The organism is Jiangella alkaliphila (genome assembly GCF_900105925.1).
Lineage (GTDB): Bacteria > Actinomycetota > Actinomycetes > Jiangellales > Jiangellaceae > Jiangella > Jiangella alkaliphila.
The window spans coordinates 1,894,948-1,920,179 of the sequence record NZ_LT629791.1; the positions used below are offsets into that span (position 1 = coordinate 1,894,948).

A 25,232-nucleotide genomic window follows, 5' to 3' on the forward strand; every position below is an offset into this window, starting at 1 on the left:
CCGCGATGTGTCGATCATGGCCCGAGTTTGCGACAATCAACTCTTGTGACCGCCGTATCGTCTCGCACCCGCCCCGCCAAGGCCGACTCCGTCCTCGTCAAGGCCGTCGACGAGGCGCGAGCCGCAGCCGTCGACATCGGCAGCGACGACGCCGTCGGCGACCATCTCGGCCACGACGCCGAGGGCGAGCGCGTCGTCAGCCACTACTTCGCCTGCGACCTGGCCGGGTACGTCGGCTGGCGGTGGGCGGTCACCGTCACCCGGGCGTCGCGGTCCAAGCTGGTCACCGTCAGCGAGTGCGTGCTGCTGCCCGGCGCCGACGCCGTCCTGGCCCCGGCCTGGGTGCCGTGGGACGAGCGGGTCAAGCCCGAGGACCTCGGCCCCGGCGACCTGCTGCCCGTCTCCGAGGACGACTACCGCATCGAGCCCGGCTACGCCCTGGCCGACGACGAGGACGTCCTCGAGGTGGTCCAGGAGCTCGGCCTCGGCCGCGAGTGGGTGCTGTCGCGCGAGGGCCGCGACGACGCCGCGCTGCGCTGGTTCGAGGGCGACACCGGCCCGCACACCGACATCGCGAAGGCGGCGCCCGGACGCTGCGGCAACTGCGGGTTCGCGGTGCTGCTGACCGGCACGCTCGGCCACGCGTTCGGCGTCTGCACCAACGAGCGCACCCCGTTCGACGGCAAGATCGTCGCGCACGCGCACGGCTGCGGCGGGCACTCCGACGTGCGGCTGCCCGCGCCGTCCGAGGACGCCGCCGAGCCGGTCGTCGACACCCTCAGCTACGAGCTGGTCCCGCTGGAGCTCGACACTCCCTGACGTTAGTGGACGTCTTCGACACCGCGGCGCTGCGCGAGCGGGTCCTCGCCGCCTGGTCCGCGTCGCCGGCCCGGTTCCGCGAGGACGCCAACGCCGAGGACGAGCTGGCCCGCGGGTCCTACCGCGACCGCGTGGTGGTCGAGCTGGCCCAGAACGCGGCCGACGCGGGCGCCCGGGCCGGTCTGCCGGTGCGGCTGCTGCTGCGGCTGGCCGGGTCGACGCTGCTGGCCGCCAACACCGGCGCGCCGCTCGACGCGGCCGGGGCCGAGGGGCTGTCGACGCTGCGCGCGTCGGCCAAGCGCGACGGCGACACCGTCGGCCGGTTCGGGGTCGGCTTCGCCGCCGTGCTGGCGGTCACCGACGAGCCGCGGGTACTGACGGCGCCCGGCGGCGGCCTGCGGTGGTCGCGGTCGGAGGCGCGGGCGGCCGCCGCGTCGGTGCCCGGGCTGGCCGCCGAGCTGGCCCGGCGCGGCGACGACGTGCCGGTGCTGCGGCTGCCGTTCCCGGCCTCCGGCGCGGTGCCGGACGGGTACGACACCGCGGTCGAGCTGCCGCTGCGCGACGACGAGGCCGTACGGCTGGTCCGCCGGCTGCTCACCGAGATCGACGACGCGTTGCTGCTGGCGCTGCCGTGGCTGGGCGAGCTGGTCGTGGACGTCGACGGCGAGGTTCGCCGACTGGACGCGGGTGCGCCGGTGCAGCTGGCGGATGGGCTGGTGGAGCGGCGGATCGGCGCGCGGACCTGGCGGCTGGCCACGCGCGCCGGCGTCGCGCCGGACGAGCTGCTGGCCGACCGGCCGTTCGAGGAGCGGTCGCGGCCGGGCTGGTCGGTGACGGTCGCGGTGCCGGTCGGCGACGACACCGGGGGGCGGGCACCGGTCGCGCTGCCGCCGTCGCTGCCGGCCGTCGTACATGCGCCGACGCCCACCGACGACCGCACCGACCTGCCGGCGCTGGTGATCGCCGGGCTGCCGCTGGACTCGTCGCGCCGCCGGGTGGTGCCCGGCCCGCTGCTCGATGATCTGGCCGACCAGGTCGGCGCGGTGTACGCGCGGCTGGTCGCGTCGTTCGTCCCGCCGGTGCCGGGCCCGGCCGTGCTGGCGCTGGTGCCCGGGCCGCTGGGGCTCGAGGCCGTCGACGCCGTGCTGCATCGGGCGGTTCGGACGGCGCTGGCGGCGACGCCGTTCGTGCCCGGCGCCGACGGTTCGCGGCTGCGGCCCGGTGACGTGACGCTGGTCGACGGGCTGAGCCGGACCGGCGACCCTGCGGCGCTCGGCGGCGTGGTGCGCGGACTGCCGGTGCGCGACTGGTGGCGTCCGGAGGTGCTGGCCGGGCTCGGCACGACGGTGACGCCGCTGGCCGACGTGGTCGACGAGCTGGCCGCGGAACGGCTGGCCCCGGCGGGGTGGCGGGCGCTGTACGACGCGCTGGACGGGTCGGACCACGAGTCGCTGGGCGCGCTGCCGGTACCGCTGGCCGACGGGCGGCTGGTCCGCGGGCCGCGCGGGCTGCTGGTGCCCGGCGAGGTGCGCCCGGAGCTGCTGGCGCCGTTCGACCTGCGCGTCGTCGCGCCCGAGGCCGTCCACCCCTTGCTCTACCGGCTCGGCGCCGTCGACGCGACCGCGGCGTCTGTGCTGCGCGACCCGCTGGTCCAGGGCGCCGTCGCGGACCTCTCCGAGGGCGACGACGATCCCGCGCCGGTCGCCGAGGCGGTGCTCGGGCTGCTCGCGGAGTCCGGCCTCGACGTCGCCGACGAGCCGTGGCTGGCCGGCCTGCCGCTGGCCGACGCGACGGGAGCGGCCGTCCCGGCGCGTGAGCTGCTGCTGCCCGGGTCGCCGCTGCTGGCCGTGCTGGACGCGGACCCGGCGGAGTTCACCGTCGCGCCCGGCCTGGTGGCGCGGTTCGGGCCGGCGGTGCTCCGGGCCGCCGGCGTGCGCGACGGGTTCGCCGTCGTCCGCGACGCCGACGTGACGCTGGAGCCGGACACCTGGCACGACCTCGACGACGAGGACCGGTGGGTCGACGACGTCCTCGCCTCGCTGCCGGCCCAGCCCGTACCACCTCTGACCGGCGAGTTCGCCGCGGTCGCCGACCTCGACCTGGTTCGCGGCGACGCCTGGGCGCAGGTGCTGGAGTGGCTGGCCGCCGACGCCGACGCCCGGGCCGCCGTCGTGTCGCCGCTGCGGCTGACGCTGGCCGACGGCGGCGAGCGCACCGTGCCGTCGTACACCGCGTGGTGGCTGCGGCGACACGCGCGCATCGGCGGGCGGCCGCTCACCGGTCTGGCACTGCCGGGCGCCGACGCGCTGGTCCGGGCGCTGCTGCCGGTCGCCGAGGTCCCGGTCGACGACGCGTTCGCCGCCGCCGTCGGGCTGGCGCGCGAGCCCGGCGACCTCGATCCTGACGCCGTCCTCTCCAGGCTGGCGGAGGACGACCTCGAGCTGCCGGCCGCGACCCTATCGCTGGCGTACGCGGCGCTGGCCGCGCACGACCCCGCCGGGGTGCGGCCGCCCGACCGGATCAGGGTGCCGGACGGCATCGGCAGCCGCGTCGTGCCCGCCGGGTCGGTCGTGGTGTGCGACGGCCCGCACTGGCTGCAACTGGGCCTGCCCGGGTTGATCCACGGGCCGGCCGCCCTGGCCGACCTGCTCGACGTCGACCTCGCGTCGGAGGTGCACGACGCCACCGTCCACGAACCCGGACGGCGCCAGCCGGTGCCCGACATCGCGCACACGATTCTGGGCGACCCGCCGCCGACGTACGTGGAGCACGACGACCTGGTCGTCGCCGGCACATCGGTCGACTGGTGGCCCGACGGCGACGACGTCCACGCCGCCACCCTCGACGGCCTGGCCCGCGGGCTGGCCTGGGTCACCGGTCAGTGGGCGAAGCGGTGGGTGCTGGCCGAGGCGCTGGCCGACCCCGACGCGCTGCCCGCCCTGCTCGCCGACGACGCCTTCGACTGACCTCTCGCCGCAAAGTTGATCTTGGAGTTCTTCGGCAATTCCCGCCCGAAATGCCCGTTAGATGGCCGAAGAACTCCAAGATCAACTTCGGGTCCGGCGGTGAGGCGGGCGCCTGGGCGGGCGGTCAGAAGCGGCGGCCGCCGCCGGACCGGCGCGTCGATCGCCGGCTCGACCCACCGCCGAAGCTGCGCCGCCGGCTCCGTCCGCTGGACCCGCCGGAGCCGCCCCAGCCGCCGCTGGAGCCCGAGGAGCCGTCGCCGGAGGACTCCATCGCCTCGCTGGCCGCACGGCTCATCGACCGGCGCATGCTCGCGAGCCTGGCCCGCGGCCGCCGCGACTCCCACCGGCTCCACAGCGAGCCGCGGGCGCGCGAGTGGTCGTCGTGCGGGAAGCGCCAGGTGCCGGCCGTGCCGCTCCAGTAGCCCTCGATGTAGGCGACGAGGTCCTCGCCGCCCTCCCAGTAGCGGCCCCGTCCCGTCTCGCGGGCCTGCGGCGCCTCGCCGGCGTCGAGCCGGGCGGCGCACTGGTCGCAGACCGGCACCTCGCGTTCGGCGCCCTCGGCCGGCGTCCACTGCCGCTGCAGCGTGCTCGGCCCGTGCCGCGGGTCGAAGAAGCACGGCGGCGTCGGCTCGGGGACCGGCTTTCCCTGCTGCAGCGCCTCGAGGCAGGCGATCTTGTAGCGCGCTGTGCCGAGCAGCGACGTCACCGCCTGGACGTCGTCGTCGGAGGCCGCCTTGTCCAGCCGGGTGCCGCGCCTTCTCGACGGTGTCGAGGATCTCCTTCGTCAGCGCCGCCTGCGCGATGTCGGACGTCGTCGGCAGGTCGGATACGCGGTCGGACAGCTCGATGACCTCCTCGGTCAGCATCGGCCGGACGACGTCGAGGTGGCCCTGCTCGTCGGCCCGGCGGCGGCGCCGCGCGCTGAGCGTGGTGCCGCCCCACCAGAGACCGGCCACGCCGACGGCGCCGCCGGCCCACGGCGCGACGTCGATGTAGAACGGGTGGTCGACCTCGGAGGCGCGGTCGATGAATCGGTCGATCATCGGGCCGTACTCAGGTGCGCAGCAGTCGACGGCCTGGTCGATGGCGTCCTCGACGTAGTAGGCAGGCCCGTCCTCGCTGTGCTGGACGCCCCAGAGGCCGCGGCCGTCGTAGGACGAGTCGGCGACGGACATGACCAGGTAGACGCCGTCGACGCCGACGCGGTCGTAGAGCTGCGACGCGAGCTCCTCGCCCTCGTAGAGCAGGAACCGGCCGACGAGGCGGTCCTGGCCCTCGGGGTCGAGCTTCCAGGCGGGGACGACGGCGATGCGCATGTCGACGGGCGCCGCGGCCGCCGCCTCGTCGAGGTCGGCGGCCTCGTCGCGGCCGAAGGCGTCGGACGCGTCGGGGTCGATCCACACGCCGGGCTGGGACAGCTCGACGGCGACCTCGTCGAGGTAGCGGTCGACGTCGGCCTCGTCGGCCGCGGCCGGGCCCGCCGCCGTCCAGACGGCGACAGCGGTGGTCAGGGCGAGCGTGGCCGCGACTCGTGCGACCAGTCTCATCGGACCGCTCCGGCCAGTCGGTCGCGGCAGCCGGCGCAGATCGGGACCTCGCGGGCGCGGCCGCTGGGCGGCGTGTACATCCAGTCGGTCACGGACACCCCATGGCGCTGGTCGAAGAAGCACTCGTCGCGTCGCGCGGGAAGCGGACGGCCGGCCAGTCGCGCGTGCCCGGACGCGAGGCGCCACCGACCGTACTCGACGGTCGAGCGCACCGCGCGCAGCACGTGGTCGTCGGGCGTGCCGTCGACGGCCGCGGCGGCCGCCGCGTAGGCGTCCATGGCGGCCTGGACGTCGGCCGCGACGGCGGGGTCGGTGACACTGGTGTCGGCGGCGTCGAGCTCTTCGCCGAGCCGGGTGACGTCCTCGCGGGCCAGCTCCTGCCGCTCACCCAGGGAGTCGGCCTCGTCGTCGAGCACGTCGAAGGACGGCCGGTAGAGCGCCGGTCCCTCGTGGTCGTGGTCGCGTCGGCGGTGCCACCAGAGCAGCCCGCCGCCTGCGGCGGCGAGCACCACCAGCGCGATGACCAGCGGCAGCACCCAGCCGGCGCCGCCGGATTCCTCGGGCGCGCCGGACACCCCGAGCTCGGTGAGCGTGTCGTCGAGGATCGCCACCTGCTGCGAGCGGGTGTGCGCCTCGACCGCGGCCCCGACCGCCTCGGCCACCGAGGAGTCGACCCCGTAGTCGGCGCCGTACGTGGCCGCGCCGCCGAACACGACGAGGTACACGCCGTCGGGACCGCCGGCCTCGTCGACGGCGTCGAGGAACGCCGCGCCGCGGGCGTCGTCATCGTCGCCGGGCTGGTCGGACAGCGCTTCCGCCGGGAGGACCGCGATGTACACGGCGGGCGAGTGGCCGTCGACGCGGTCGGCCAGCCGGTTGGCGTCGGCGGCGGACACGATGCCGGCCTGGGTCTCGTCGACGTAGACCGGCTCGGACGCCCAGGCCAGGGCGACCGCGCCGGGATAGTCGCCGGACGCCGGCTCCTCGGCACGTGCCGTCGTCTCGAGCGTCGTCGTCGCGGCGGCCGTCGCCGGGCCGAGCGCCGTCGCGGCGGCCACGAGCACAGCGGCCGCCGGGAGAGTCAGCCGCATGCCTGCTCCTCGCCGTCGGGTGGGTCAGCGCCCCCGATCTTCACATGCCGCGATGAACTCCAGCGCACGGCCGTGCAGGAGCTCGGCCGCGTCAGGGGCGTACTCGCCGGTCAGCGACGGATCGGCGAACAGGTGCGCGGCGACGCCAGGATAGGAGAAGTAGTGGTACGACGCGCCGGACGCCGCGACCGTCTCGGCGAACTCGCGGTTGGCGTCGTTTTCGCGGAACGGGTCGAGCTCGGCCTCGTGCACCTGCACCGGGACGGCGGACGGCCACAGCTCGGCGCCGACCGCGCGGACCGGCACCGAGCCGTGGAACGCCAGCGCCCCGCGGGCGCCCGGCCGCGACGTGACCAGCTGCACGACGGAGATGACGCCGTTGGAGAACCCCGCGTAGACGACGTCGGGCCGGACGCCGTCGACCGCCGCCTCGGTGCGCCGGGCGAGCTCGGTCTGGCCGCCGAGCTTCCCGAGGAACTCGAACGCCTCGTCGTAGTCGTCGAACACCGCACCGCCGTAGAGGTCGGGCACGTGGACGACGTGACCGGCCGCGCGCCATCGCTCGGCGGTTCGCAGCACCCCGGGCCGGAGCCCGAGGACGGAGTGGAAGAGCACGATCTCGGTCATGGGTCGGTTCTATCGGACGGCACCGACAAGGTCGGCTCAGCGCACGCCCAGCAGGTCCTCGATCGGCGCGATCGCGAAGTAGACCACGAACAGCGCGGCGATGATCCACAGCAGCGGGTGCACCTCGCGACCCTTGCCGCGGGCCAGCTTGATGATCACGTACGACAGGAACCCGGCGCCGATGCCCGTGCTGATCGAGTACGTGAACGGCATCAGCACCAGCGTCAGGAAGGCCGGGATGGCGATCTCGACGTCGTCCCAGGCGATCTCGCGGACCTGGCCCATCATCAGGAACCCGACCAGCACCAGCGCCGGCGCGGCGGCCTCGTTCGGCACGATCGCCACGACCGGCGCCAGGAACGTCGCGAGCAGGAAGCAGACGCCCGTCACCACGCTGGCCAGGCCGGTGCGCGCGCCCTCGCCGACGCCCGAGGCGGACTCGATGTAGGACGTGTTGCTCGACACCGACGCGGCACCGCCGGCCGCGGCGGCGACCGAGTCGACCAGCAGGATCTGCGTCGTCTTCGGCGGGTTGCCGTCCTCGTCGAGCAGTTGGCCCTCGGCGCCGACCGCGACCATCGTCCCCATCGTGTCGAAGAAGTCGGCCAGCATCAGCGTGAACACGAACAGCAGCACGCTCACCACGCCGACCGACTCCCACGAGCCGAGCAGGCTGAAGTCGCCGATCAGCGAGAAGTCCGGCAGGTCGACGAGCTGGTCGGGCCAGGTCGGCGCGTTGAGGTTCCAGCCGCCCGGGTTCTCCACTGACGGGCCGAGGTCCGCGATCGTCTCGACGACGACCGCCAGCACGGCCGTCCCGATGATCGTCCACAGGATCGCGCCCCGGACCCTCAGCGCGTACAGCACCATGACGGCGATCAGCCCGGCGCAGAACACCGCGACCGGCCACGTCGTGAGCGAGCCGCCGTCGCCCAACCCGATCGGCGGCGACGGATTCCCCGTCGACCGCACGAACCCGGCATTGACGAAGCCGACCAGCGCGATGAACAGGCCGATGCCGACGCTGATCGCGGTCTTCAGCTGACGGGGGACCGCGCCGAACACGGCCTGCCGGAACCCCGTCAGGACGAGGACCAGGATCACCAGGCCCTCCATCACCACCAGCCCCATCGCGTCGGCCCACGTCATCTCCGACGCCAGCCCGAACGCGACGAACGCGTTGAGCCCGAGGCCCGCCGCCAGCGCCAGAGGGAAGTTCGCGACCACGCCCATGGCGATCGTCAGGACGCCCGCCACCAGCGCGGTCGTCGCGGCGACGGCGGCGAGGTCGGGCGTGTCGCCGCCGCCCAGGAAGGTGCCGTCGACGTCGGCGACCGTGCCGATGATCAGCGGGTTCAGCACGATGATGTAGGCCATCGTGAAGAACGTGACCAGGCCGCCGCGCACCTCGCGGCCGATCGTCGAGCCGCGTTCGGTGATCTTGAAATAGCGGTGCAGCGCGGTGGGTTCGGTCGTGGTGTCGGTGTCGCTCATGGGGGCCTCCGGGCAGCTCGGCGGGGGACGGACGCAGCCGGTTGTGGGCGTGAGGATGCCAGAAGATCGTTACGGGACGAATGCGGCGGGCCGCGGATCGGCTCGCCGCGACCGAGGTGGCCGGGCTAGCCTGGGGCATATGGCGAAGCGTCGGCGGCGGTCCCCAGGGGAGCCCGAGGTCGAGGCGGCCGAGCCCGACCAGGTTCAGCCGCTCGACGTCGACGGCGTTCGCACGGTCGCGGTCGTCACCGTTCTCTGGGCGGTCGCCTTCGTACTGCTCGCCCTGCGCATGGACACCCTGCAGGCCGAAGGGCGCGGCTGGTGGGTCTGGACCTGCCTCGCCGGCGTCGGGCTCGGGCTGCTGGGCCTTGAGTACGCGCGCAAGCGGCGCGACGCCATCGAGTTCGAGCGCGAAGAGGCCGAGGCGGCCCTCGCCGAGGCCTCGTCCGCCGACGGCGAGGTGCTGACCCGCGGCGAGGTCATCGCCCGCGACGCCGACGACGCCCTGCCGGCCGGGCCGGTCCGAGGTGAGCGGCCTCCACGGGGGGAGCCGGCGCACGACGAGCCGCTGCCGGGTGAGCCGGTGCGCGGCGAGGGTCCGGCGCGTGGCGAACGGCCGCGTCCGTTCGACGGTGCGCCGTCGGCCGGTGCGCCGTCGGCCGGTGGGCCGATGGCCGGTGGGCCGGCCCGCCCGCAGACCTCGCCCGACTCCGTCACCCGGCCGATCGACACCGGCGACAACCTGCCGCCCGTCCGCCCCGACACCACCCGCGCCGACGCCACTCGCGTCGACCTGCCGCCGGCCCGGCCCGGTGCGCGTCCCGATCCGCGCTCCGCACCTCGCGACGCCACCGCCCACGGCCGGCCCAGCTGGACCGGCGAGCAGCCCATCCCGCCGTCGCGCCCCGCTCCCTCGGCTGCGGAGCGTCCGGCGGCCGGGCCGCGCCCCGGTGCGGGGGAGAGCCCGTCCCGGCCCGCGACGGGTGAGCGTCCGGCTCCGCGCCAGCGACCCGCGGCCGCCGCGCCGCGACCGGCTCCCGGCGAGCGTCCCGGTGTCGCGCCGGAGCGTCCGGCCGCCCCCTCCCATCCGGCGACCGGTGAGCGTCCGGTGCCGCCGTCCTCGCGTCCGGCCGCGTCCGAGCGCCCGGCTGCCCCGTCCCGTCCGGCAACGGGCGAGCGCCCGGTGCCGCCGTCCTCGCGTCCGGCGACGGGCGAGCGTCCGGCGCCGGCGCCGCGACCCGCCTCGGGGGCGAGCCCGGCCGCTCCGCAGCGCCCTGCTGCTGCCGCCCCGCCCCGTCCTGCTCCCGCCGACCGGCGTCCCGCCCCGCCGCCGCCCGAGCGCCCGTCCCGGCGCACCCCGCCCCCGTCGGCGTCTGAGCTGTTCGGCGACGCGCCCACCCGCCCGGCCTCGTCCCCGGCGGACGACGACGAGCCGCTCCTCGACACCACCTTCGGCGGCCGCCGCACCGTGGACGACACCCACGCCGCCGACGCCGCCGACGCCGCCGACGCCGCCGACACCGAGGGCGGCAGCGGCTACCGCGGTCGCCGGGCTCGGCGCTCCGACACCGCCTGACGTCAGTGTTCGAGGATTCGGTCGATCGCCGGCCAGACCCCGCCCGGTTGGGAGGGTCCTCCCACCTCGATATGCGAGCCCGATTGATCTTTTGGGGCTCGTCGACCTGATCCGTGTCGCGGGTGATGTGCGGTTCATCGAGCGAACGTGGATCGGGTTGCCACATCGGCCGGAGCGAGTCCGGGAACACCGTTGGTGTGGTCCTGGGTCCACCCGTAGGGTGTTGAGAACCATGATCAAGGGCGGTCTACTGCTGCCCTGACGACAGTAAACCGCCCTTGATCATGGTTCTCACCGCGTGTGACTTGGAGCCGCAATCGTCAGGGATGTCCTGCAGGTACGGGGACGGACAAGCAAGGGCCGTGGACGGGTCACCCGGCGCCCGTGACGGTCAGGCCACGCTGACGTCGGTCCAGACGGCGGCGTGGTCGGAGTAGAACGTGCCCGGACCGTGCTGGGCCAGCCGCGCGTCGACAGTCGCGGCGTCGTGGACGCGGACGGCGCCCTTGGCGAAGATCATGTCGATGCGCTGCGGCGTGATCAGCCGCTCCGTCGGCAGCGGGCTCCACGTGCGCCCCTCGACCGCGACGTCCGGCTCGATCGCGCGGAATGTGTCGACGAAGCCGGCGTCGGTGAGGACCTTGGTCGCGGTGAGGTCGTAGGCCATACCGAAGTGGTTCGGCGCACCCGCGTTCGCCGCCGACCAGTCCGCGGCAGGCAGCGTGTTGAGGTCGCCGCCGATGATGATCGGGACGTCGTCGCCGCCTGTCATGGCGGGCAGGTGCCGGCGCACGACCTCGTCGACGTGGGCGGTCTGGCGGCGGCCGGCGTGGACGACGTCGGCCGGGGAGTGGCGCGGCGTCAGTCCCGCTCGGATCGCCGCCGCGTTCTCGTCGATCAGGTAGCCGTCCCACGGGTTCGTGTAGTTGCACCAGAGCACGAACGCGTCCAGCTCCCGCCGTCCGGGCAGCCGGACCCGCGCCCCGCCGAGGTTGAAGTCGCCGATGTGCGTCCCGCCGACCGGCTTCGGGTGCACCCGGACCACCGGCAGGTGCGTGAAGATCCACAGGTTGTCACTGCCGGGTGCCGCGTCGGTGATCTTGATGCCGGTGAACCGGCCCTTGCCGCCCCGCCGGGTCAGCTCGCGGGCGATCCGGTCGCCGGCGCCGTACGTCTCGACGGCGAGGTAGACGTCTGGGCGCAGCGCGACCAGCTGGTCCAGCAGGAGCGGCAGGTTGTCCGCGCCGACGCCGGTGCCGCCGCGGTAGATGTTCCAGGTCAGGACCCGAATGGTCCCGGCCGCCGGCCGTGGCGGCACCCCGGCCGCACTGGCCGCACCGGCCGCACCAGCGGCTCCCGCGACACCCGCCCCGACGGCGGCGAGGGCTCCGGTGCGGAGGACGGAGCGACGGCTGAGGTCCGGCATGGCGGCACACCCTTCTGGCGGTCGGGTGTGGTCAGTCTCGGCACCCGCGGATGGGCAGGTCAACGGACGTCGCGAACGGACGTCTCACCGACGGGCTGCGCTCACCCGCCGTTCAATCCACCGCAAAGCAGCTCAAACTCCGCCAGGACCAAACCGACAAGACGCCGCTGGCCTTTAGCAAAGGTAATGAGTTAAACTAACGAAAGTGCCAGCCGCGAAGATCTCTCAGAACACCGCGCCCCAGAGCCAACCGGCGCGCTCGGGCCCGGCGCAGCCGCGTACCCAGGCCGGGCTGGCCAGCTCCCTTCGCATCGCCGTCGGCCGGCTGAACCGCCGCATCCGCAACCAGCGCGAGGACGACTCTCTGACGCTGAACCAGCTGTCCGCGCTGGGCATCCTCGGGCGCAAGGGCCCGCTGCCGGTGGGCGAGCTGGCCGCGTGCGAGCGCATCCGGCCGCCGTCGATGACCCGCATCGTGTCGGGACTGGAAGAGCTCGGCCTCGCCGTCCGCGAGCCCGACCTCGACGACCGCCGCGTCATCAACGTCCGCATCACCGACGCCGGCAAGGCGCGCACCGCCGCCGACCGCAAGCGCCGCGACGCCTGGCTGACGCACAAGCTGCGCGACCTCAGCCCCGACGAGCGCGATCGGCTGCGCGCGGCGTTGCCCGTGCTCGAGAAGCTGGCCGGCCTGTGAGTCCTACGTTCCACTCCCTCCGGCACCGCAATTACCGTCTCTACTGGTCGGGCATGTTCCTGTCCAACGTCGGCACCTGGATGCAGCGCATCGCGCAGGACTGGCTGGTGCTGGTCGTGCTCGGCGGCGGGGCGCAGGCGGTCGGCATCACGACGGGCCTGCAGTTCCTGCCGTTCCTGCTGGTGGCGCCGTTCGGCGGGCTGCTCGCCGACCGGTTCGACAAGCGCCGGCTGCTCATGCTCACGAACACGTTCCTGGGCCTGGTCGGCCTGTTCCTCGGCGTCCTGACGCTCACCGGGGCGGCGCAGATCTGGCACGTCTACGTGCTCGCGTTCCTGCTCGGCGTCGGCAGCGCGCTGGACAACCCGGCCCGGCAGGCGTTCGTCTCGGAGCTTGTGGGCAAGGACGACCTGACGAACGCGGTCGCGCTCAACAGCGCGTCGTTCAACGCGGCGCGGCTGATCGGACCCGCCCTCGCCGGCATCCTCATCGGGCTGATCGGCACCGGCTGGGTGTTCATCCTCAACGGCGCGTCGTTCGTGTCGCCGATCCTGGCCTTGCTGCTGCTCCGCGGGGCCGGCGGCCGGCCGAAGCGCGACCCCGAGCGCGCGGGCACGGTCTCGCAGCTGCGCGAGGGCGTGTCGTACCTGTGGTCGCGGCCCGACCTGCTGATGGTCGTCGCGATCATGTTCGGGCTCGGCACCTTCGGGATGAACTTCCAGATGACCATGGCGCTGATGGCAACCGACGTCTACGGGAAGGGCCCGAGCGAGTACGGCCTGCTCGGCTCGATCATGGCCATCGGGACGCTGTCCGGCGCGCTCATCGCGGCGCGGCGGCGGGTGCCGCGACGGCGGCTGATCGTCGGCGGCTCGGTGGTGTTCGGCCTGCTCGAGGTGACGGCCGGGCTGATGCCGTCGTATGTGCTGTTCGCGATCTCGCTGGTGCCGCTGGGCATCATCGCCATGACGATCATGACGGCGGCCAACGCCTACGTGCAGACCACGGTGCCGCAGTACGTCCGCGGCCGGGTCATGTCGCTCTACATGATGATCTTCATGGGCGGCACCCCGTTCGGCGCGCCGCTCATCGGCTTCGTCGCTGGGACGTTCGGCGCACGCTGGTCGCTGCTCGGCGGCGGCATCCTGACGACGGCCTTCGCCCTCGCCGCGCTGCTGGTCCTGGCGCCGAGGAGCGGTGTGGTGGTGCGGACGCGGCTGCGGCCGCGGCCTGGGCTGGTCGTCGTCACCACAGCGCCGGCCCCGGCACCGGCGGACGAGCCGGCGACGGTCCGGGTGGCCTGAGGCTCACATCCGCTCCGGCGCCACGATGCCCAGCAGCGCCAGGCCCTCGCGCAGCGTCGCCGCCGACAGCCGGCACAGCGTGAGCCGGTTGCCGCGCTCGGGCTCAGGCGCGGTCAGCACCGGGCACGCCTCGTAGAAGTCGGTGAACGCCCGCGCGGTGTCGTAGAGGTACGTGCACAGCCGGTGCGGCTCCAGGCTCGCGGCCACGTCGGCCAGCGTGTCGCCGAACGCGTCGAGCGCCAGCCCCAGCGCCCGCTCGGCCGGATGCAGGCCCGCCGACGGGTCGACGACGGGGTCCGGCTCGCCCTCGGCGCGGCGCAGGATGGACGCGATGCGGGCGTGGGCGTACTGCAGGTAGCCGCCGGTGTTGCCGCTGAACGACACCATGCGCGCGACGTCGAACGTGTAGTCCTTGGTCCGCGACGTCGACAGCTCGGCGTACTTGACCGCGCCGACGCCGGTCAGCTCGGCGATGCGGGCCGCCTCGGCCGGGTCGAGCGCCGGGTTCTTCTCCGCGACGACGGCCAGGGCGCGGCCGGCGGCGGCGTCGAGCAGGCTGCTGAGCGTGACGGTGTCGCCGGCTCGGGTCCGGAACGGCCGCCCGTCGGGGCCGAGCACGGTGCCGAACGAGACGTGCGCGACCTCGACGCCGCCGGGCAGCCACCCGGCCCGCCGCACGGCCTCGACGACCAGCCGGAAGTGCAGCGACTGCCGCGCGTCGACGACGTACAGGACGCGGTCGGCGTGCAGCTCGGACACCCGGTACCGCAGCGTCGCCACGTCGGTGGTGTCGTAGCCGTAGCCGCCGTCACCCTTGCGCAGGATCAGCGGCACCGGCGCGCCGTCCGGGCCTGTCTCATCTTCGGAGAACACCACCACCGCGCCGTCGCTCACCACCGCGACGCCGGCCCGGGTCAGCTCGTCGACCACGGCGGCCAGCCGGTCGTTGTAGAACGACTCTCCGGCGGAGTCGGACGGGGTCAGCAGGACGCCGAGCCGGTCGTACAGCTGCCGGAACGCCACCTCTGACTCCGTCACGATCTCGCGCCAGACGGCGATCGTGGCCGGGTCGCCGGACTGCAGTGCGACCACCCGGGCCCGGGACCGGCCGGCGAACCCGTCGTCGGCGTCGAACCGCGCCCGCGCCGCCCGGTAGAGCTCGTCCAGCGCGGACACCGGCGAGACGCCGGCCAGCTCGTCCTGCCGCCAGGCCGCCTCGGCATGCTCGTCGAGGTACTGGATGAGCATGCCGAACTGCGTGCCCCAGTCGCCGAGGTGGTTCTGCCGGACGACGTCGGCGCCGAGCCGGCCGAGCACCCGGGCGAGGCAGTCGCCGATGATGGTCGAGCGCAGGTGACCGACGTGCATCTCCTTGGCGATGTTGGGCGCCGAATAGTCGATGACGACGCGCTTGCCCGCCTCGCCGCGCGGCAGCCCGAGGTCGGCCCGCGCCGCCCGGTCCGCGACCCGCCGCCACACCGCGTCGGGCGCGACCGTGAGCTCGAGGAACCCCGGGCCGGACACCCGGACGTCGGCCAGCGTGCCGGTGCGCACCCCGGCCGCCACCCGCGCGGCCAGCTCGGCCGGCGGCAGACCCGCGCGTCGGGCCAGCGCCAGCGCGGCGCCGGACTGGAAGTCCGCGCGCTCGCTCGGCCGGACCAGCGGGTCGGCAGACGTCAGCGCGGGGTCGGCGGCGGCGATGCCGTCCGCCACCGCCGCGGAGACCTCGGTCAGCAGCGAGCTCGTCATGGTGCGCATGGTCCCGGCGCCCGGCGACGCGGCGCCATGCAATTGTTGGCGGATGCGGCTGTCCCACGAGCAGTACGTCGACAGCGTCCCCCGATGAGGCTGTTCGCCGCCATCGCGCCACCGCCGGAAGCTGTCGCGCATCTGGCCGCCGTCGTCGACGGGGTCCGCGACAGCGCGCTGCGCTGGTCGGACCCGGCCGGTTGGCATCTCACGTTGGCGTTCTACGGCGAGGTGGGCGAGGACCGGCTGGCCGAGCTGACCGAGCGCCTTGAGCGTGTGGCCCGCCGGCGCTCGGCTACGCAGGCGCGCATCGCCGGCGCGGGCCGGTTCGGCCAGATCGTGCTGTGGGCTGGGTTCGAGGGTGACGGCGTCGTCCTGCGCGCGCTGGCCGGGTCTGCGCGCGCCGCCGGCCGGCGGACCGGCGTCGGGCACGACGAGCGGCAGCGGTTCCGGCTGCACGTCACGCTCGCCCGGGCTCACGTCGGCGCCGACCTGCGCCCGTACGTCGAGCGGCTGGCGCCGTACGCGGGACCGTCGTGGCTGGCCGACGGGTTGACCTTGTTCCGTTCGGTGCCGGGTGGCCACGAACGTGGGCCGCGGTACGAGGCGCTGGCCCGCTTCGCGCTGACCGGCCGCCGCTGACGCCGTCAGAGCGCCGCCGCCACCGCGACGATGAGGATCACCGCCAGGTGGTGGGCGTGGAAGAAGCGGGCGAGCCCATTGCCGAGTCCCGGAAACGTCCCGACCATAGGGGGATGATTCCGCTCTACACGACCGACTACGTCGTTGATGTCGACGCGCCGATCACCCGTTCGTGGGTGCTGTTCGCGGACCGGCTGGATCTCAACGAGGCGCTCGACGAGCTCGCCCTGCTGGCCGAGGAACAAGGAGCCAACGCTGTGATCGGCGTGAAGCACAGCTGCTGGCAGGCCACATTGGGCCGGCACTCCGTCATCCATCACTACCTGCTGGGTACGGCGGTGGTCTTCGGCATGATGCCGGTACCGGACGGTGAATGAGTGACTCGAGTGGAGGGGAGCGTGTGGACGGTGCGAGCAGGGCCGCCAGGTCGCCCTTGCCCTGCGGGGCCCGCGGTACGAGGCGGTCGCCCGCTCCGCGCTGACCGGCCGCAGCTGACGCCGTCAGAGCAGCGCCGCGACCGCGACGACGATGAGCATGAGGACCAGGACGGCGCTCACCAGTTGCCGGGTGGTCTTCGGCCGCACCGTGGTGCCTCCTTCGCGGGTCGTCGACCTCAGCCTACGCGCCGCCGCGCTGCGGCTGACGGGCTGGTCGGGGCGGCGAATTCGCCGTTCCGTGACCAACATCGTGACTAGTTGATCAGCCCGAGCGGAAACGTTGTCTGCCAGGCCGTCAGCCAGGGCAAACCGGTCCACTACTGCAGTGAAATGCTGACCGCGCGGCCCACAGGCAGAGGACCGAACGGATGATCCCCAGGATGATCGCCGAGTTCTATGGTTGTCCCAGGAACACGACGGGGGAATGAGGTTCCTACGGTAAGTGGAACCAACAACGCGCCCGGCCGCTGACACGAATCGCGGCCGGGCGTTGTTATTGACTGACCGTGTTACCTGATCTCTTGGATGTCGTCGGGCCGGGCATGGCCGCAGGTACGGTCACCCTGGCTCGGCGCTTCGGACCGACGATGTCGAGGAGGCCTCCGGCCCCTCTCATCGCCGGTATGCCCGGCCCCTCCTAGGCGCCGAGCTTCTCGACGACGAAGTCGATGCACGCGGTCAGCGCCTCGACGTCGGCAGGGTCGACCGCCGGGAACATCGCGACACGCAGCTGGTTGCGGCCCAGCTTGCGGTACGGCTCGACGTCGACGATGCCGTTGGCGCGCAGCACCTTCGCCACCGCGGCGGCGTCGACCGTGTCGTCGAAGTCGATGGTGCCGATGACCAGCGAGCGGGCGTCGGGGTCGGCGACGTACGGCGTGGTGTAGGGGGTCTTGTCGGCCCAGCTGTACAGGTGGCTCGACGACGCCGTGGTGCGGCCGACGGCGAACTCGAGGCCGCCGTTGCCGTTGAGCCAGTCGAGCTGGTCGGCCAGCAGGAACAGCGTCGCGACGGCCGGCGTGTTGTACGTCTGGTCCTTGGCCGAGTTGTCGATGGCGGTCGGCAGGTCGAGGAAGGCCGGCACGTAGCGGCCGGTGGCGGCGATCTCCTCGACCCGGGCCAGCGCGGCCGGCGAGAACGCGGCGATCCACAGCCCGCCGTCGGAGCCGAGGTTCTTCTGCGGCGCGAAGTAGTAGACGTCGGCCTGCGTGGGGTCGACCGGCAGGCCGCCCGCGCCGCTGGTGGCGTCGACGAGCACGAGCGCGTCGCCGGCGGCGCCGTCGACCCGGCGGATCGGCGCCATGACGCCGGTCGAGGTCTCGTTGTGCGGCCACGCGTAGACGTCGACGCCGTCCTCGGCCACCGGCGAGGGCAGCGTGCCCGGCTCGGCCTTGACGATGGTCGGCTCGTCGAGCCACGGCGCGGTCTTGGTGACGGTGCCGAACTTCGACGAGAACTCGCCGAAGGACAGGTGCTGCGCCTTCTGCCTGACCAGGCCGAACGCCGCGGCGTCCCAGAACGCCGTCGTGCCGCCGTTGCCGAGCACGACCTGGTAGCCCTCGGGCAGGCCGAGCAGCGCGGCGACGCCCTCGCGGACGCGGCGGACCAGGCTCTTCACCGGCGCCTGCCGGTGCGACGTGCCGAGGACGGACCCGCCCTGGGCGGCGAGGGCGGCCAGCGCCTCGGGGCGGACCTTGCTCGGGCCTGAGCCGAACCGGCCGTCGGCGGGCTTGAGGTCGTCGGGGATCTGCACAGTGTCGGTCATGGCTGCGCTCCGTGTCGGGTGTCCGGTGGGTTACGGAAGTGTGACCACACTGTCAGGTAGGCCATTGTGCCGCATGAGAGCGCACATGCGGGCGCCGGTCCGTCAGATGACCCGGACCGGCGCGTGGCGTCGTACGTTGGTGCTGGTCAGGCCGCCCAGGCGGGATCCCAGCCGGCGACGGTGTCAGGGGTGCGGGCGCCCGGGCCGGTGTACATGGCCGACGGGCGGACCAGCCGGCCGGTCTTCTTCTGCTCGAGGATGTGCGCGCACCAGCCGGCCGTGCGGGCACACGTGAACATCGACGTGAACATGTTCGCCGGAACCTCGGCGAAGTCGAGCACGATGGCGGCCCAGAACTCCACGTTGGTGGCGAGCACGCGGTCGGGCTTGCGCTCGTGCAGCTCGGACAGCGCGGCCTTCTCGAACGCCTCGGCGACCTCGTAGCGCGGCGCGCCCAGCTCGCGGGCGACGCGGCGCAGCGTGCGGGCCCGCGGGTCCTCGGCGCGGTAGACGCGGTGGCCGAAGCCCATGAGCCGCTCGCCGCGGTCGAGGATGCCCTTGACATAGCCGACGGGGTCGCCGGTGCGCTCGATCTCCTCGATCATGGCCAGCACCCGCGACGGCGCGCCGCCGTGCAGCGGCCCGCTCATGGCGCCCACAGCGGCGGACAGCGACGCGGCGACGTCGGCGCCGGTGGACGCGACCACCCGCGCGGTGAACGTCGACGCGTTCATGCCGTGCTCGGCGGCCGACGTCAGATACGCGTCGACGGCGGCGGTGTGCCGCGGGTCGGGCTCGCCGCGCCAGCGCACCATGAACTGCTCGACGATGCTGCCGGCCTGCGCCACGACGTCGTCGGGGACCGGCGCCTGCCCGGTCGAGTGCCGCGCCGACTGCGCGACGAACGAGAGTGCGGTGGACGCGCTGCGTGCCAGCTGGTCGCGGGCGTCCTCGTCGCTGGTGTCGAGCAGCGGCTGGAAGCCCCACAGCGGCGCCAGCGTGGCGACCGCGCTCTGCACGTCGACCCGGACATCGCCGGTGCGGACCGGCAGATCCAGCGACTCCGCCGGCGGCAGGCCGGGATCGAACCCGCCGTCGACCAGCAGCCCCCACACGTTGCCGAACGGCACCCGGCCGACGAGGTCGTCGATGTCGACCCCGCGGTAGCGGAGTGCGCCGCCTTCCTTGTCGGGCTCGGCGATGTGGGTCTCGAACGCTACGACACCCTCAAGGCCATGCTTGACCTCGGTCATTGACATCTCCATTCGTGGTGCGCTCGCGGGCCCCCACGCCCATCATGCCTCGCAACTGGTGGCTCTCCACAAGTTGCGGCAATGTGAATGTGCGGTTTCCCACAGTGGCCTCGGCCACGACGTTTGTGTGACCGCCGTGACCGGCCATCTGTCTGGTCGAGGTGACAGAGTGGAGGACGTGGAGGAAGGACTGCCGCGGATGCGCCGCCGCTACACCGCCGGACGGCTGCTCGAGCGCGACCTCGCGCCCGATCCGTTCGACGAGTTCCGCGCCTGGCTGCACGACGCCGTCACCATGAACCTGCCCGAGCCGAACGCCATGGTTCTCGGCACCACCAGCCCCGACGGCCAGCCCAGCAGCCGAACCGTGCTGCTCAAAGGCATCGACGGCGGCGCCTTCGTGTTCTTCACCAACACCGGCTCGCGCAAGGCGACGGAGATCGCCGGCAACCCGCGGGTGTCGCTGTGCTTCCCCTGGATCGCCATGGAGCGCCAGGTCCTCGTCTGCGGCTCGGCCTCGACGGTGACCCGGGCGGCGACGCTCGCCTACTGGCGCAGCCGGCCGAGGGAGTCGCAGATCGGCGCCTGGGCCAGCCGGCAGTCGTCCGTTCTGGAGACGCGGGAGTCGCTGGAGGCGGCTGCCGCCGAGATCGCGGAGAGGTATCCGGAGGAGGTGCCGCTGCCGGAGTTCTGGAGCGGGTACCGGGTCGTGCCGGAGACCGTCGAGTTCTGGCAGGGCGGGATCGCCCGGCTGCATGATCGGCTGCGGTATCGCCGGGTGGGGGAGAGTTGGTTGGTGGAGCGGCTGGCTCCGTGAGGCGTGAGCCGGGTTCGCCGAGTTGAGCAGCATGGGCCGGGCTCCTGTGCCCGCTGTGCTTCGGTTCCGCCGGCTGCCGCCTGGCCGCTCGCGGTGCGGAGCGCCCGGCGGCACCGGCTGAGAAGGGGCCGTTCGTGCCTCAGAAGTGGGACGACCCGTGGGCTGCTTCCACTCTGCTGACACACAGTCGGCAGATGTGGCCCGGACGGACCAGCGCCGGGAGCCCACGAGTCGGGTGACTACTCGTTATTGCCAGCTGCCAAGCCGGCGAACGCGGGGGTCACCCCCAAGTCCTGCGACGACCAGGGCTGCTAGCGAGCAGCCACCTCACAAGTCCGATAGCTATTCATCTACTGGACCACCTCCTCTCCGTGTGCCACCCACGTTATGCGGCGCTCCGCCCCCAGGGCAACGCCTTTTCCGTCCGGTGAACACGGGAACAAGTCGGGGCGAGTCAGGCGATCGCGATCCAGGTGGAGCGGGCGCGGCCGAGCACCCGGCCGTCGGCGGCGTAGAGGGTGGAGTCTGTCCAGGTCTTGCGGCCTTCGGTGCCGACGAAGGAACCCATGACCAGGCACGACTCGCCGGATGCGGGGACGTCGTCGATCGAGGCGGTGATGCGGCCGAGGACCATGGGGCGGCCCTCGATGGGCGCCGACCAGCCGCCGGGGCAGTCGAGCGCGGCCCAGACGAACTCGGGGGCGCCCGCGACGTCGTCGCCGACGGACCAGAGGCAGGCGGTGCGGCCGTCGCCGAGGCGGCCGGGGAACAGCCGGAGCCCGTCGCCGGGAGAGCGGTCCGGGCCGCAGACGAAGCACTCGGGGAACGGGTGCGCCGCGAAGCCGGGGTAGCGGGCCGAGATCTCCGCGACCTCCGCCACCGGCACCGGCGGGACGGCGACGAGGTCACCGTCGGAGGCGGGAGCGGCGACGGCCACCAGCGTGTCGCCGTCCATCAGCGAGACGCCATCGTCAGGCGAGGACGAGACAGCGAGCGGCGTCTCCAGCGGCGGCGGGGTGCGCAGCGTGACGGTGACCGGCCCGCCGCCGAGCCGCGCCGCAAGCACGCCCGCCACGTACCCGCCGTTGCCCGACGTCGTGGGACCGCGGAACCGGGACCGCACTGTCACCGTCATGCCGACCGAGCATAGGAGGGCTGGGCAGACCGGCGATGAGAGGGGGCCGGAGGCCTCCTTGAGATCGTCGGTGCAAGGCGCCGAGCCAGGGTGACCGTACGTGGAGCCATGCCCGGACCGACGACATTCGAGGGACTTGGGGCGACGCGATACCGTGCGGACCGACACGAACGAGGCCGGGAGGAACGCGGATGACGGCGATCGCCGGTGCGGTGATGGTCACGCCCGACGGCGTGGTCGAGGACGGCTGGCTGGAGGTCGACGGCGGGCGCATCGCCGCGCTGGGCTCGGGCGCTCCGCCGCGCCCGGCGGCCCGCGACCTCGGCGGGCGCTGGCTGGTCCCGGGCTTCGTCGACATGCACACCCACGGCGGGGGCGGCGGCACGGTCGTGGGGGCGGACGAGCAGGCGGTCCGCACGTTCGTCGCCACGCACCGGCGGCACGGCACGACGTCGATCGTCGCGAGCCTGGTCACCGGCGAGTACGACGCGCTCGAGCACGACGTCCGGGCGCTGGCCGAGCTGACCGACGAGGGGCTGATCGCCGGCGTGCATCTGGAGGGCCCGTGGATCTCGCCGGCCCGCAAGGGCGCCCACGACGAGCGCGCGCTCCGCCCGCCGGAGCCGGACGCCGTCGATCGCCTGCTCAAAGCGGGGCGCGGCACCGTCCGCATGGTCACGCTCGCCCCTGAGCTCGACCACGGCCTGGACGCGGTCCGCGCGGTCGTCGCCGCGGGCGCCGTCGCCGCGGTCGGGCACACCGACGCGACCTACGACATCACGCGACAAGCGATCGACGCCGGGGCGACGGTCGCGACGCACCTGTTCAACGCGATGGCGCCGGTACACCACCGCGACCCGGGCCCGATCGTCGCGCTGCTGGAGGACGAGCGGGTCACGGTGGAGCTGATCCTGGACGGCGTCCACCTGCACGCCGCGGTCGCCAGGCTGGTCCGGGCGGCCGCCGGCCCACAGCGAATCGCCCTGGTCACCGACGCCATGGACGCGACGGACATCGGCGACGGCGAGTACGTGCTCGGCGAGCTGGCGGTGCGGGTCGAGAACGGGGTGGCCCGGCTGGTCGAGGGCGGCTCGATCGCCGGCAGCACGCTGACCATGGACCACGCCTTCCGGTTCGCCGTCCAGCAGGCCGGGTTCACCGTGCCCGAGGCGGTCCGCGCGACGTCGGCCACGCCGGCTCGGCTGCTGGGCATCGACGGCCGCACCGGCGCCCTCGCGCCGGGACTCGACGCCGACCTCGTCGTGCTCGACGCGGACCTCGCCGTCGACGCCGTCATGGCCCGCGGGGAGTGGACCACGCCCTGACAGAGGCCGGCCGCCTGAGCTGTTCACCGGGCGGTTGTCTGCCGATCACCAGTTGGCGCTGCCCTCGTCACGGCCCGCCGGTTGCATCGGGCGCACCCTCCCCGAAAGGGCGTGCCCCATGACCCAAGGCCTCCTGGTCGGCCGCCGGCAGCTGCTCGCCGGCGCCGGCGCGCTCGCCACCATCGCGTTCGTCCCCACGACCGCCTCTGCCGCCGACCGCGTCGTCGAGTACCCGTTCACGCTCGGCGTGTCCTCCGGCGACCCGCTCCCCGACGGCGTGGTGCTGTGGACCCGGCTCGCGCCGCGGCCGCTCGAACCCACCGGCGGCATGACGCCGCGCAGCGTCCCCGTGCGCTGGCAGGTTTCGGAGACCGACACCTTCCGCCGTCCGGTCCGCCAGGGCGTGGACCTGGCCAAGGCCGAGGACGCGCACACCGTCCACGCGGACGTGCGCGGCCTGAAGCCGCACCGGTGGTACTACTACCGCTTCATCGTCGGCGACCACGTCTCGCCCATCGGGCGCACCCGGACCGCTCCGGCGCCTGGCACGACGCCGGCGATCTCCTTCTCCTTCGCGTCCTGCTCGCACTACGAACAGGGCTACTTCACCGCCTATCGCCACTTGGCCAGTGAGAACCCGGACGTGGTCTTCCACCTCGGCGACTACATCTACGAGGGCCGGACCAACCCGAACGCTGTACGTCAGCACGTGGGACCCGAGATCGTGACCCTGGAGGACTATCGCCGCCGGCACGCGCTGTACCGCACCGACCCCGACCTGCAGGCCGCGCACCTGGTCGCGCCCTGGATCGTGACCTGGGACGACCATGAGGTCGACAACAACTACGCCGGGCTGACGCCGGAGAACCAGGACCCGGCCCAGGGCAACGGGTCGTCCGCGGACTTCGCCCGGCGCCGTTCGGCGGCCTACAAGGCGTACTGGGAGCACATGCCGCTGCGCGCGGATCGCCGGGCGACCGGGCCTGACCTGCCGCTCTACCGCGGTTTCGGCTACGGCGACACGGCGCGGTTCAGCGTCCTGGACACCCGCCAGTTCCGGACCGACCAGCCGTGCAACGACACCTTCCCGGCGACGTGCGGCGACGACTTCGACCCGTCGGCGACCATCCTCGGCGAAGCGCAGACGACCTGGCTGGAGCGCCAACTCGGGGAGTCGACCGCCGTCTGGAACGTCGTGCCGCAGCAGGTGCTGTTCGCCAACCTCGACCTGGAGGCCGGCGGCGCGGTCCCTGGCGACAACCGCGACGCAGGGCTCACCGACTCCTGGGACGGTTACCGGGTCTCCCGGCAGCGGCTCATGGACTACGTCGTGGACCGGCAGGTGGACAACTTCGTGGTGCTGACCGGGGACATCCACGCCCACTTCATGGCCGACCTGCGGCAGAACTTCGAGGACGAGTCCGCGCCGGTCATCGGCACCGAGCTGGTGTGCACGTCGATCACGTCCGGCGGCAACGGCACCGACCAGTCGGCGTACTTCGCCGCGGTGCTGCCGGAGAATCCGCACCTTCGGTACAACAGCAACCGCCGCGGCTACGTGTCGTGCCGGGTCGACCGCGACAACTACCGCGCCGACTACCGGATCCTCGACCAGGTGTCGACGCCCGGCGCGCCGCTGCGGACCGGCGCCTCGTTCGTCATCGAGGCAGGGAGCCAGGGGGCGCAGCCGGCCTGAGCCCGAGAACGCCACCCGAAAGGAATCGCGGCCACACGTGCGCCGTTGACCAGAGCGATGCAACGCGCACAGCTCGCCGACTTCCTGCGCTCGCGCCGGGCGGCGCTCCGGCCCGGCGACGTCGGCCTGCGTCCGGACGCGAGCCGGCGCCGCACGCCGGGCCTGCGCCGCGACGAGGTCGCCCTGCTCAGCGGCATCTCGACCGACTACTACACCCGGTTGGAGCAGCGCCGCGGGCCGGTGCCGTCCGGCCAGGTGCTGGCCTCGATGGCGCGTGCCCTGCGGCTGACCGGCGGCGAGCGCGAGTACCTGTTCGAGCTGGCCGGGCGGGCCGCCCCGCCGCGGGCCGAGAGCCCGGACGAGGTCGCGCCCGGCCTGCGCCGGGTCCTCGACCGCCTGGGCGACGTGCCGGCGATGGTGTCGGACGCGCTCGGCCGGACGCTGCTGCAGACGCCCGCGGCCACCGCCCTGCTGGGCGACGAGTCGCGGTACGCGGGCCCGGCGCGCAGCCGGGCCTACCGGTGGTTCACCGACCCCGGCGCCCGGCGGCACTTCCCGGCCGCCGACCACGACCGGCACGCCCGGACGCTGGTCGCCGGGCTGGCGGCCGCCTCTGCCGCGGCGGGCCCTCGGTCGACGGCGACCGCGCTGGTGGGCGAGCTGCGTCGCCGCAGTCCCGAGTTCGCCGCGATCTGGGCGACCCAGCCGGTCGCCGACGCCGTCTGCCCGCCGAAGCGGATCGTCCACCCCCAGCTGGGCGTCATCGACGTGCGCGGCGACAACCTCATCGACCCGGACCGGTCGCAGGTCCTGACGATCTTCACCGCGGAGGCCGTTGAGGGGGACTGACTGAGCATGGTTCGCCG

At 73.6% G+C, this 25,232-nt stretch carries 21 protein-coding genes; 11 read left to right on the forward strand and 10 right to left on the reverse strand.

Annotated elements, in window-relative coordinates:
* Window positions 1–45: 45 nt before the first annotated feature.
* Together BLV05_RS08900 and BLV05_RS08905 are read left to right on the forward strand one after the other, a co-directional pair.
* Window positions 46–819, forward strand: coding sequence for a DUF3027 domain-containing protein (locus BLV05_RS08900; protein WP_046770189.1), 774 nt, complete (start codon window positions 46–48; stop codon window positions 817–819).
* 5 nt (window positions 820–824) lie between these two features.
* Window positions 825–3,785 (forward strand): sacsin N-terminal ATP-binding-like domain-containing protein, encoded by a 2,961-nt coding sequence (locus BLV05_RS08905; RefSeq protein ID WP_082155445.1) that lies wholly within the window; start codon window positions 825–827, stop codon window positions 3,783–3,785.
* On the opposite strand, the gene BLV05_RS35685 is transcribed toward BLV05_RS08905, so the two are convergent.
* From BLV05_RS35685 to BLV05_RS08930, 4 genes are read right to left on the reverse strand one after another with little or no spacing between them, the layout of a single operon-like run.
* On the reverse strand, window positions 3,698–5,332 hold the full coding sequence (locus tag BLV05_RS35685; RefSeq protein WP_157524226.1) for a hypothetical protein: 1,635 nt from the start codon (window positions 5,330–5,332) through the stop codon (window positions 3,698–3,700). The genes BLV05_RS08905 and BLV05_RS35685 overlap by 88 nt on opposite strands.
* Window positions 5,329–6,423 carry a flagellar basal body-associated FliL family protein gene (locus BLV05_RS08920; protein ID WP_046770191.1) on the reverse strand — a complete coding sequence of 365 codons (1,095 nt, stop codon included), beginning with the start codon at window positions 6,421–6,423 and terminating at the stop codon, window positions 5,329–5,331. Before BLV05_RS08920 ends, BLV05_RS35685 begins: the two co-directional genes overlap by 4 nt.
* A 24-nt stretch (window positions 6,424–6,447) precedes the next feature.
* Window positions 6,448–7,050 carry a dienelactone hydrolase family protein gene (locus tag BLV05_RS08925; protein WP_046770192.1) on the reverse strand — a complete coding sequence of 201 codons (603 nt, stop codon included), beginning with the start codon at window positions 7,048–7,050 and terminating at the stop codon, window positions 6,448–6,450.
* 36 nt (window positions 7,051–7,086) lie between these two features.
* Window positions 7,087–8,544: an NCS2 family permease gene (locus tag BLV05_RS08930; protein WP_046770193.1), complete on the reverse strand. Its 1,458-nt coding sequence runs from the start codon at window positions 8,542–8,544 to the stop codon at window positions 7,087–7,089.
* Between the two features lie 139 nt (window positions 8,545–8,683).
* Here BLV05_RS08930 and BLV05_RS08935 point away from each other — a divergent pair, with 139 nt between their 5' ends.
* Window positions 8,684–10,120, forward strand: a complete 1,437-nt coding sequence (locus BLV05_RS08935) for a DUF2530 domain-containing protein (RefSeq protein WP_046770194.1) — start codon at window positions 8,684–8,686, stop codon at window positions 10,118–10,120.
* Between the two features lie 391 nt (window positions 10,121–10,511).
* Here BLV05_RS08935 and BLV05_RS08940 read toward each other — a convergent pair whose 3' ends face one another.
* Window positions 10,512–11,546 (reverse strand): endonuclease/exonuclease/phosphatase family protein, encoded by a 1,035-nt coding sequence (locus BLV05_RS08940; RefSeq protein WP_046770195.1) that lies wholly within the window; start codon window positions 11,544–11,546, stop codon window positions 10,512–10,514.
* A gap of 205 nt (window positions 11,547–11,751) precedes the next feature.
* On the opposite strand from BLV05_RS08940, the gene BLV05_RS08945 reads away from it, so the two are divergent.
* Window positions 11,752–12,243 (forward strand): MarR family winged helix-turn-helix transcriptional regulator, encoded by a 492-nt coding sequence (locus BLV05_RS08945; RefSeq protein WP_231948785.1) that lies wholly within the window; start codon window positions 11,752–11,754, stop codon window positions 12,241–12,243.
* A gap of 53 nt (window positions 12,244–12,296) precedes the next feature.
* The gene (locus BLV05_RS08950) at window positions 12,297–13,547 is read left to right on the forward strand and encodes an MFS transporter (protein ID WP_231948786.1); all 1,251 of its coding nucleotides are present in this window, start codon (window positions 12,297–12,299) and stop codon (window positions 13,545–13,547) included.
* 3 nt (window positions 13,548–13,550) lie between these two features.
* On the opposite strand, the gene argS is transcribed toward BLV05_RS08950, so the two are convergent.
* The gene (argS, locus tag BLV05_RS08955) at window positions 13,551–15,296 is read right to left on the reverse strand and encodes an arginine--tRNA ligase (RefSeq protein WP_046770330.1); all 1,746 of its coding nucleotides are present in this window, start codon (window positions 15,294–15,296) and stop codon (window positions 13,551–13,553) included.
* A 93-nt stretch (window positions 15,297–15,389) separates the two neighbouring features.
* Between argS and thpR the strand changes: the two genes are divergently transcribed.
* Both thpR and BLV05_RS08965 read left to right on the forward strand, forming a co-directional pair.
* Window positions 15,390–15,938, forward strand: a complete 549-nt coding sequence (gene thpR / locus BLV05_RS08960) for an RNA 2',3'-cyclic phosphodiesterase (RefSeq protein WP_046770197.1) — start codon at window positions 15,390–15,392, stop codon at window positions 15,936–15,938.
* 113 nt (window positions 15,939–16,051) lie between these two features.
* A complete protein-coding gene (locus tag BLV05_RS08965; protein ID WP_046770198.1) occupies window positions 16,052–16,315 on the forward strand; it encodes a heavy metal-binding domain-containing protein in 264 nt (87 codons plus the stop codon).
* Window positions 16,316–16,438: 123 nt separating this feature from the next.
* Here the strand turns inward: BLV05_RS08965 and BLV05_RS35690 are convergent, their stop codons facing one another.
* The 3 genes from BLV05_RS35690 to BLV05_RS08975 form a co-directional block, all read right to left on the reverse strand.
* Entirely contained in the window at window positions 16,439–16,624 is a 186-nt protein-coding gene (locus BLV05_RS35690; RefSeq protein WP_152690868.1) for a hypothetical protein, read from the reverse strand.
* Window positions 16,625–17,012: 388 nt separating this feature from the next.
* Entirely contained in the window at window positions 17,013–18,140 is a 1,128-nt protein-coding gene (serC, locus tag BLV05_RS08970; RefSeq protein WP_046770199.1) for a phosphoserine transaminase, read from the reverse strand.
* A 146-nt stretch (window positions 18,141–18,286) separates the two neighbouring features.
* Window positions 18,287–19,393, reverse strand: a complete 1,107-nt coding sequence (locus BLV05_RS08975) for a citrate synthase 2 (protein WP_046770200.1) — start codon at window positions 19,391–19,393, stop codon at window positions 18,287–18,289.
* A gap of 169 nt (window positions 19,394–19,562) precedes the next feature.
* On the opposite strand from BLV05_RS08975, the gene pdxH reads away from it, so the two are divergent.
* Entirely contained in the window at window positions 19,563–20,210 is a 648-nt protein-coding gene (gene pdxH, locus BLV05_RS08980; protein WP_231948787.1) for a pyridoxamine 5'-phosphate oxidase, read from the forward strand.
* Window positions 20,211–20,664: 454 nt separating this feature from the next.
* Here pdxH and BLV05_RS08985 read toward each other — a convergent pair whose 3' ends face one another.
* The gene (locus BLV05_RS08985; protein WP_046770202.1) at window positions 20,665–21,345 is read right to left on the reverse strand and encodes a hypothetical protein; all 681 of its coding nucleotides are present in this window, start codon (window positions 21,343–21,345) and stop codon (window positions 20,665–20,667) included.
* A gap of 191 nt (window positions 21,346–21,536) precedes the next feature.
* Here BLV05_RS08985 and nagA point away from each other — a divergent pair, with 191 nt between their 5' ends.
* The 3 genes from nagA (at window position 21,537) to BLV05_RS09000 (ending at window position 25,215) form a co-directional block, all read left to right on the forward strand.
* The gene (gene nagA / locus BLV05_RS08990; protein ID WP_046770203.1) at window positions 21,537–22,670 is read left to right on the forward strand and encodes an N-acetylglucosamine-6-phosphate deacetylase; all 1,134 of its coding nucleotides are present in this window, start codon (window positions 21,537–21,539) and stop codon (window positions 22,668–22,670) included.
* Window positions 22,671–22,788: 118 nt separating this feature from the next.
* On the forward strand, window positions 22,789–24,366 hold the full coding sequence (locus BLV05_RS08995) for an alkaline phosphatase D family protein (RefSeq protein ID WP_046770204.1): 1,578 nt from the start codon (window positions 22,789–22,791) through the stop codon (window positions 24,364–24,366).
* A 57-nt stretch (window positions 24,367–24,423) separates the two neighbouring features.
* Window positions 24,424–25,215: a helix-turn-helix transcriptional regulator gene (locus BLV05_RS09000; RefSeq protein WP_046770205.1), complete on the forward strand. Its 792-nt coding sequence runs from the start codon at window positions 24,424–24,426 to the stop codon at window positions 25,213–25,215.
* Window positions 25,216–25,232: the final 17 nt, after the last annotated feature.

Excerpts from the sequence above, each read along its gene's own strand:
- BLV05_RS08950 (WP_231948786.1), top strand. The coding sequence starts at position 12,297 with ATGTTCCTGTCCAACGTCGGCACCTGGATGCAGCGCATCGCGCAGGAC.
- argS (WP_046770330.1), bottom strand. The coding sequence starts at position 15,296 with ATGACGAGCTCGCTGCTGACCGAGGTCTCCGCGGCGGTGGCGGACGGC.
- BLV05_RS35685 (WP_157524226.1), bottom strand. The coding sequence starts at position 5,332 with ATGAGACTGGTCGCACGAGTCGCGGCCACGCTCGCCCTGACCACCGCT.
- BLV05_RS08930 (WP_046770193.1), bottom strand. The coding sequence starts at position 8,544 with ATGAGCGACACCGACACCACGACCGAACCCACCGCGCTGCACCGCTAT.
- BLV05_RS08935 (WP_046770194.1), top strand. The coding sequence starts at position 8,684 with ATGGCGAAGCGTCGGCGGCGGTCCCCAGGGGAGCCCGAGGTCGAGGCG.
- nagA (WP_046770203.1), top strand. The coding sequence starts at position 21,537 with ATGACGGCGATCGCCGGTGCGGTGATGGTCACGCCCGACGGCGTGGTC.
- BLV05_RS08920 (WP_046770191.1), bottom strand. The coding sequence starts at position 6,423 with ATGCGGCTGACTCTCCCGGCGGCCGCTGTGCTCGTGGCCGCCGCGACG.
- BLV05_RS08975 (WP_046770200.1), bottom strand. The coding sequence starts at position 19,393 with ATGACCGAGGTCAAGCATGGCCTTGAGGGTGTCGTAGCGTTCGAGACC.
- BLV05_RS08985 (WP_046770202.1), bottom strand. The coding sequence starts at position 21,345 with ATGACGGTGACAGTGCGGTCCCGGTTCCGCGGTCCCACGACGTCGGGC.
- BLV05_RS08965 (WP_046770198.1), top strand. The coding sequence starts at position 16,052 with ATGATTCCGCTCTACACGACCGACTACGTCGTTGATGTCGACGCGCCG.
- BLV05_RS35690 (WP_152690868.1), bottom strand. The coding sequence starts at position 16,624 with ATGTTGGTCACGGAACGGCGAATTCGCCGCCCCGACCAGCCCGTCAGC.
- BLV05_RS08940 (WP_046770195.1), bottom strand. The coding sequence starts at position 11,546 with ATGCCGGACCTCAGCCGTCGCTCCGTCCTCCGCACCGGAGCCCTCGCC.
- BLV05_RS09000 (WP_046770205.1), top strand. The coding sequence starts at position 24,424 with ATGCAACGCGCACAGCTCGCCGACTTCCTGCGCTCGCGCCGGGCGGCG.
- serC (WP_046770199.1), bottom strand. The coding sequence starts at position 18,140 with ATGACCGACACTGTGCAGATCCCCGACGACCTCAAGCCCGCCGACGGC.
- thpR (WP_046770197.1), top strand. The coding sequence starts at position 15,390 with ATGAGGCTGTTCGCCGCCATCGCGCCACCGCCGGAAGCTGTCGCGCAT.
- BLV05_RS08995 (WP_046770204.1), top strand. The coding sequence starts at position 22,789 with ATGACCCAAGGCCTCCTGGTCGGCCGCCGGCAGCTGCTCGCCGGCGCC.
- BLV05_RS08925 (WP_046770192.1), bottom strand. The coding sequence starts at position 7,050 with ATGACCGAGATCGTGCTCTTCCACTCCGTCCTCGGGCTCCGGCCCGGG.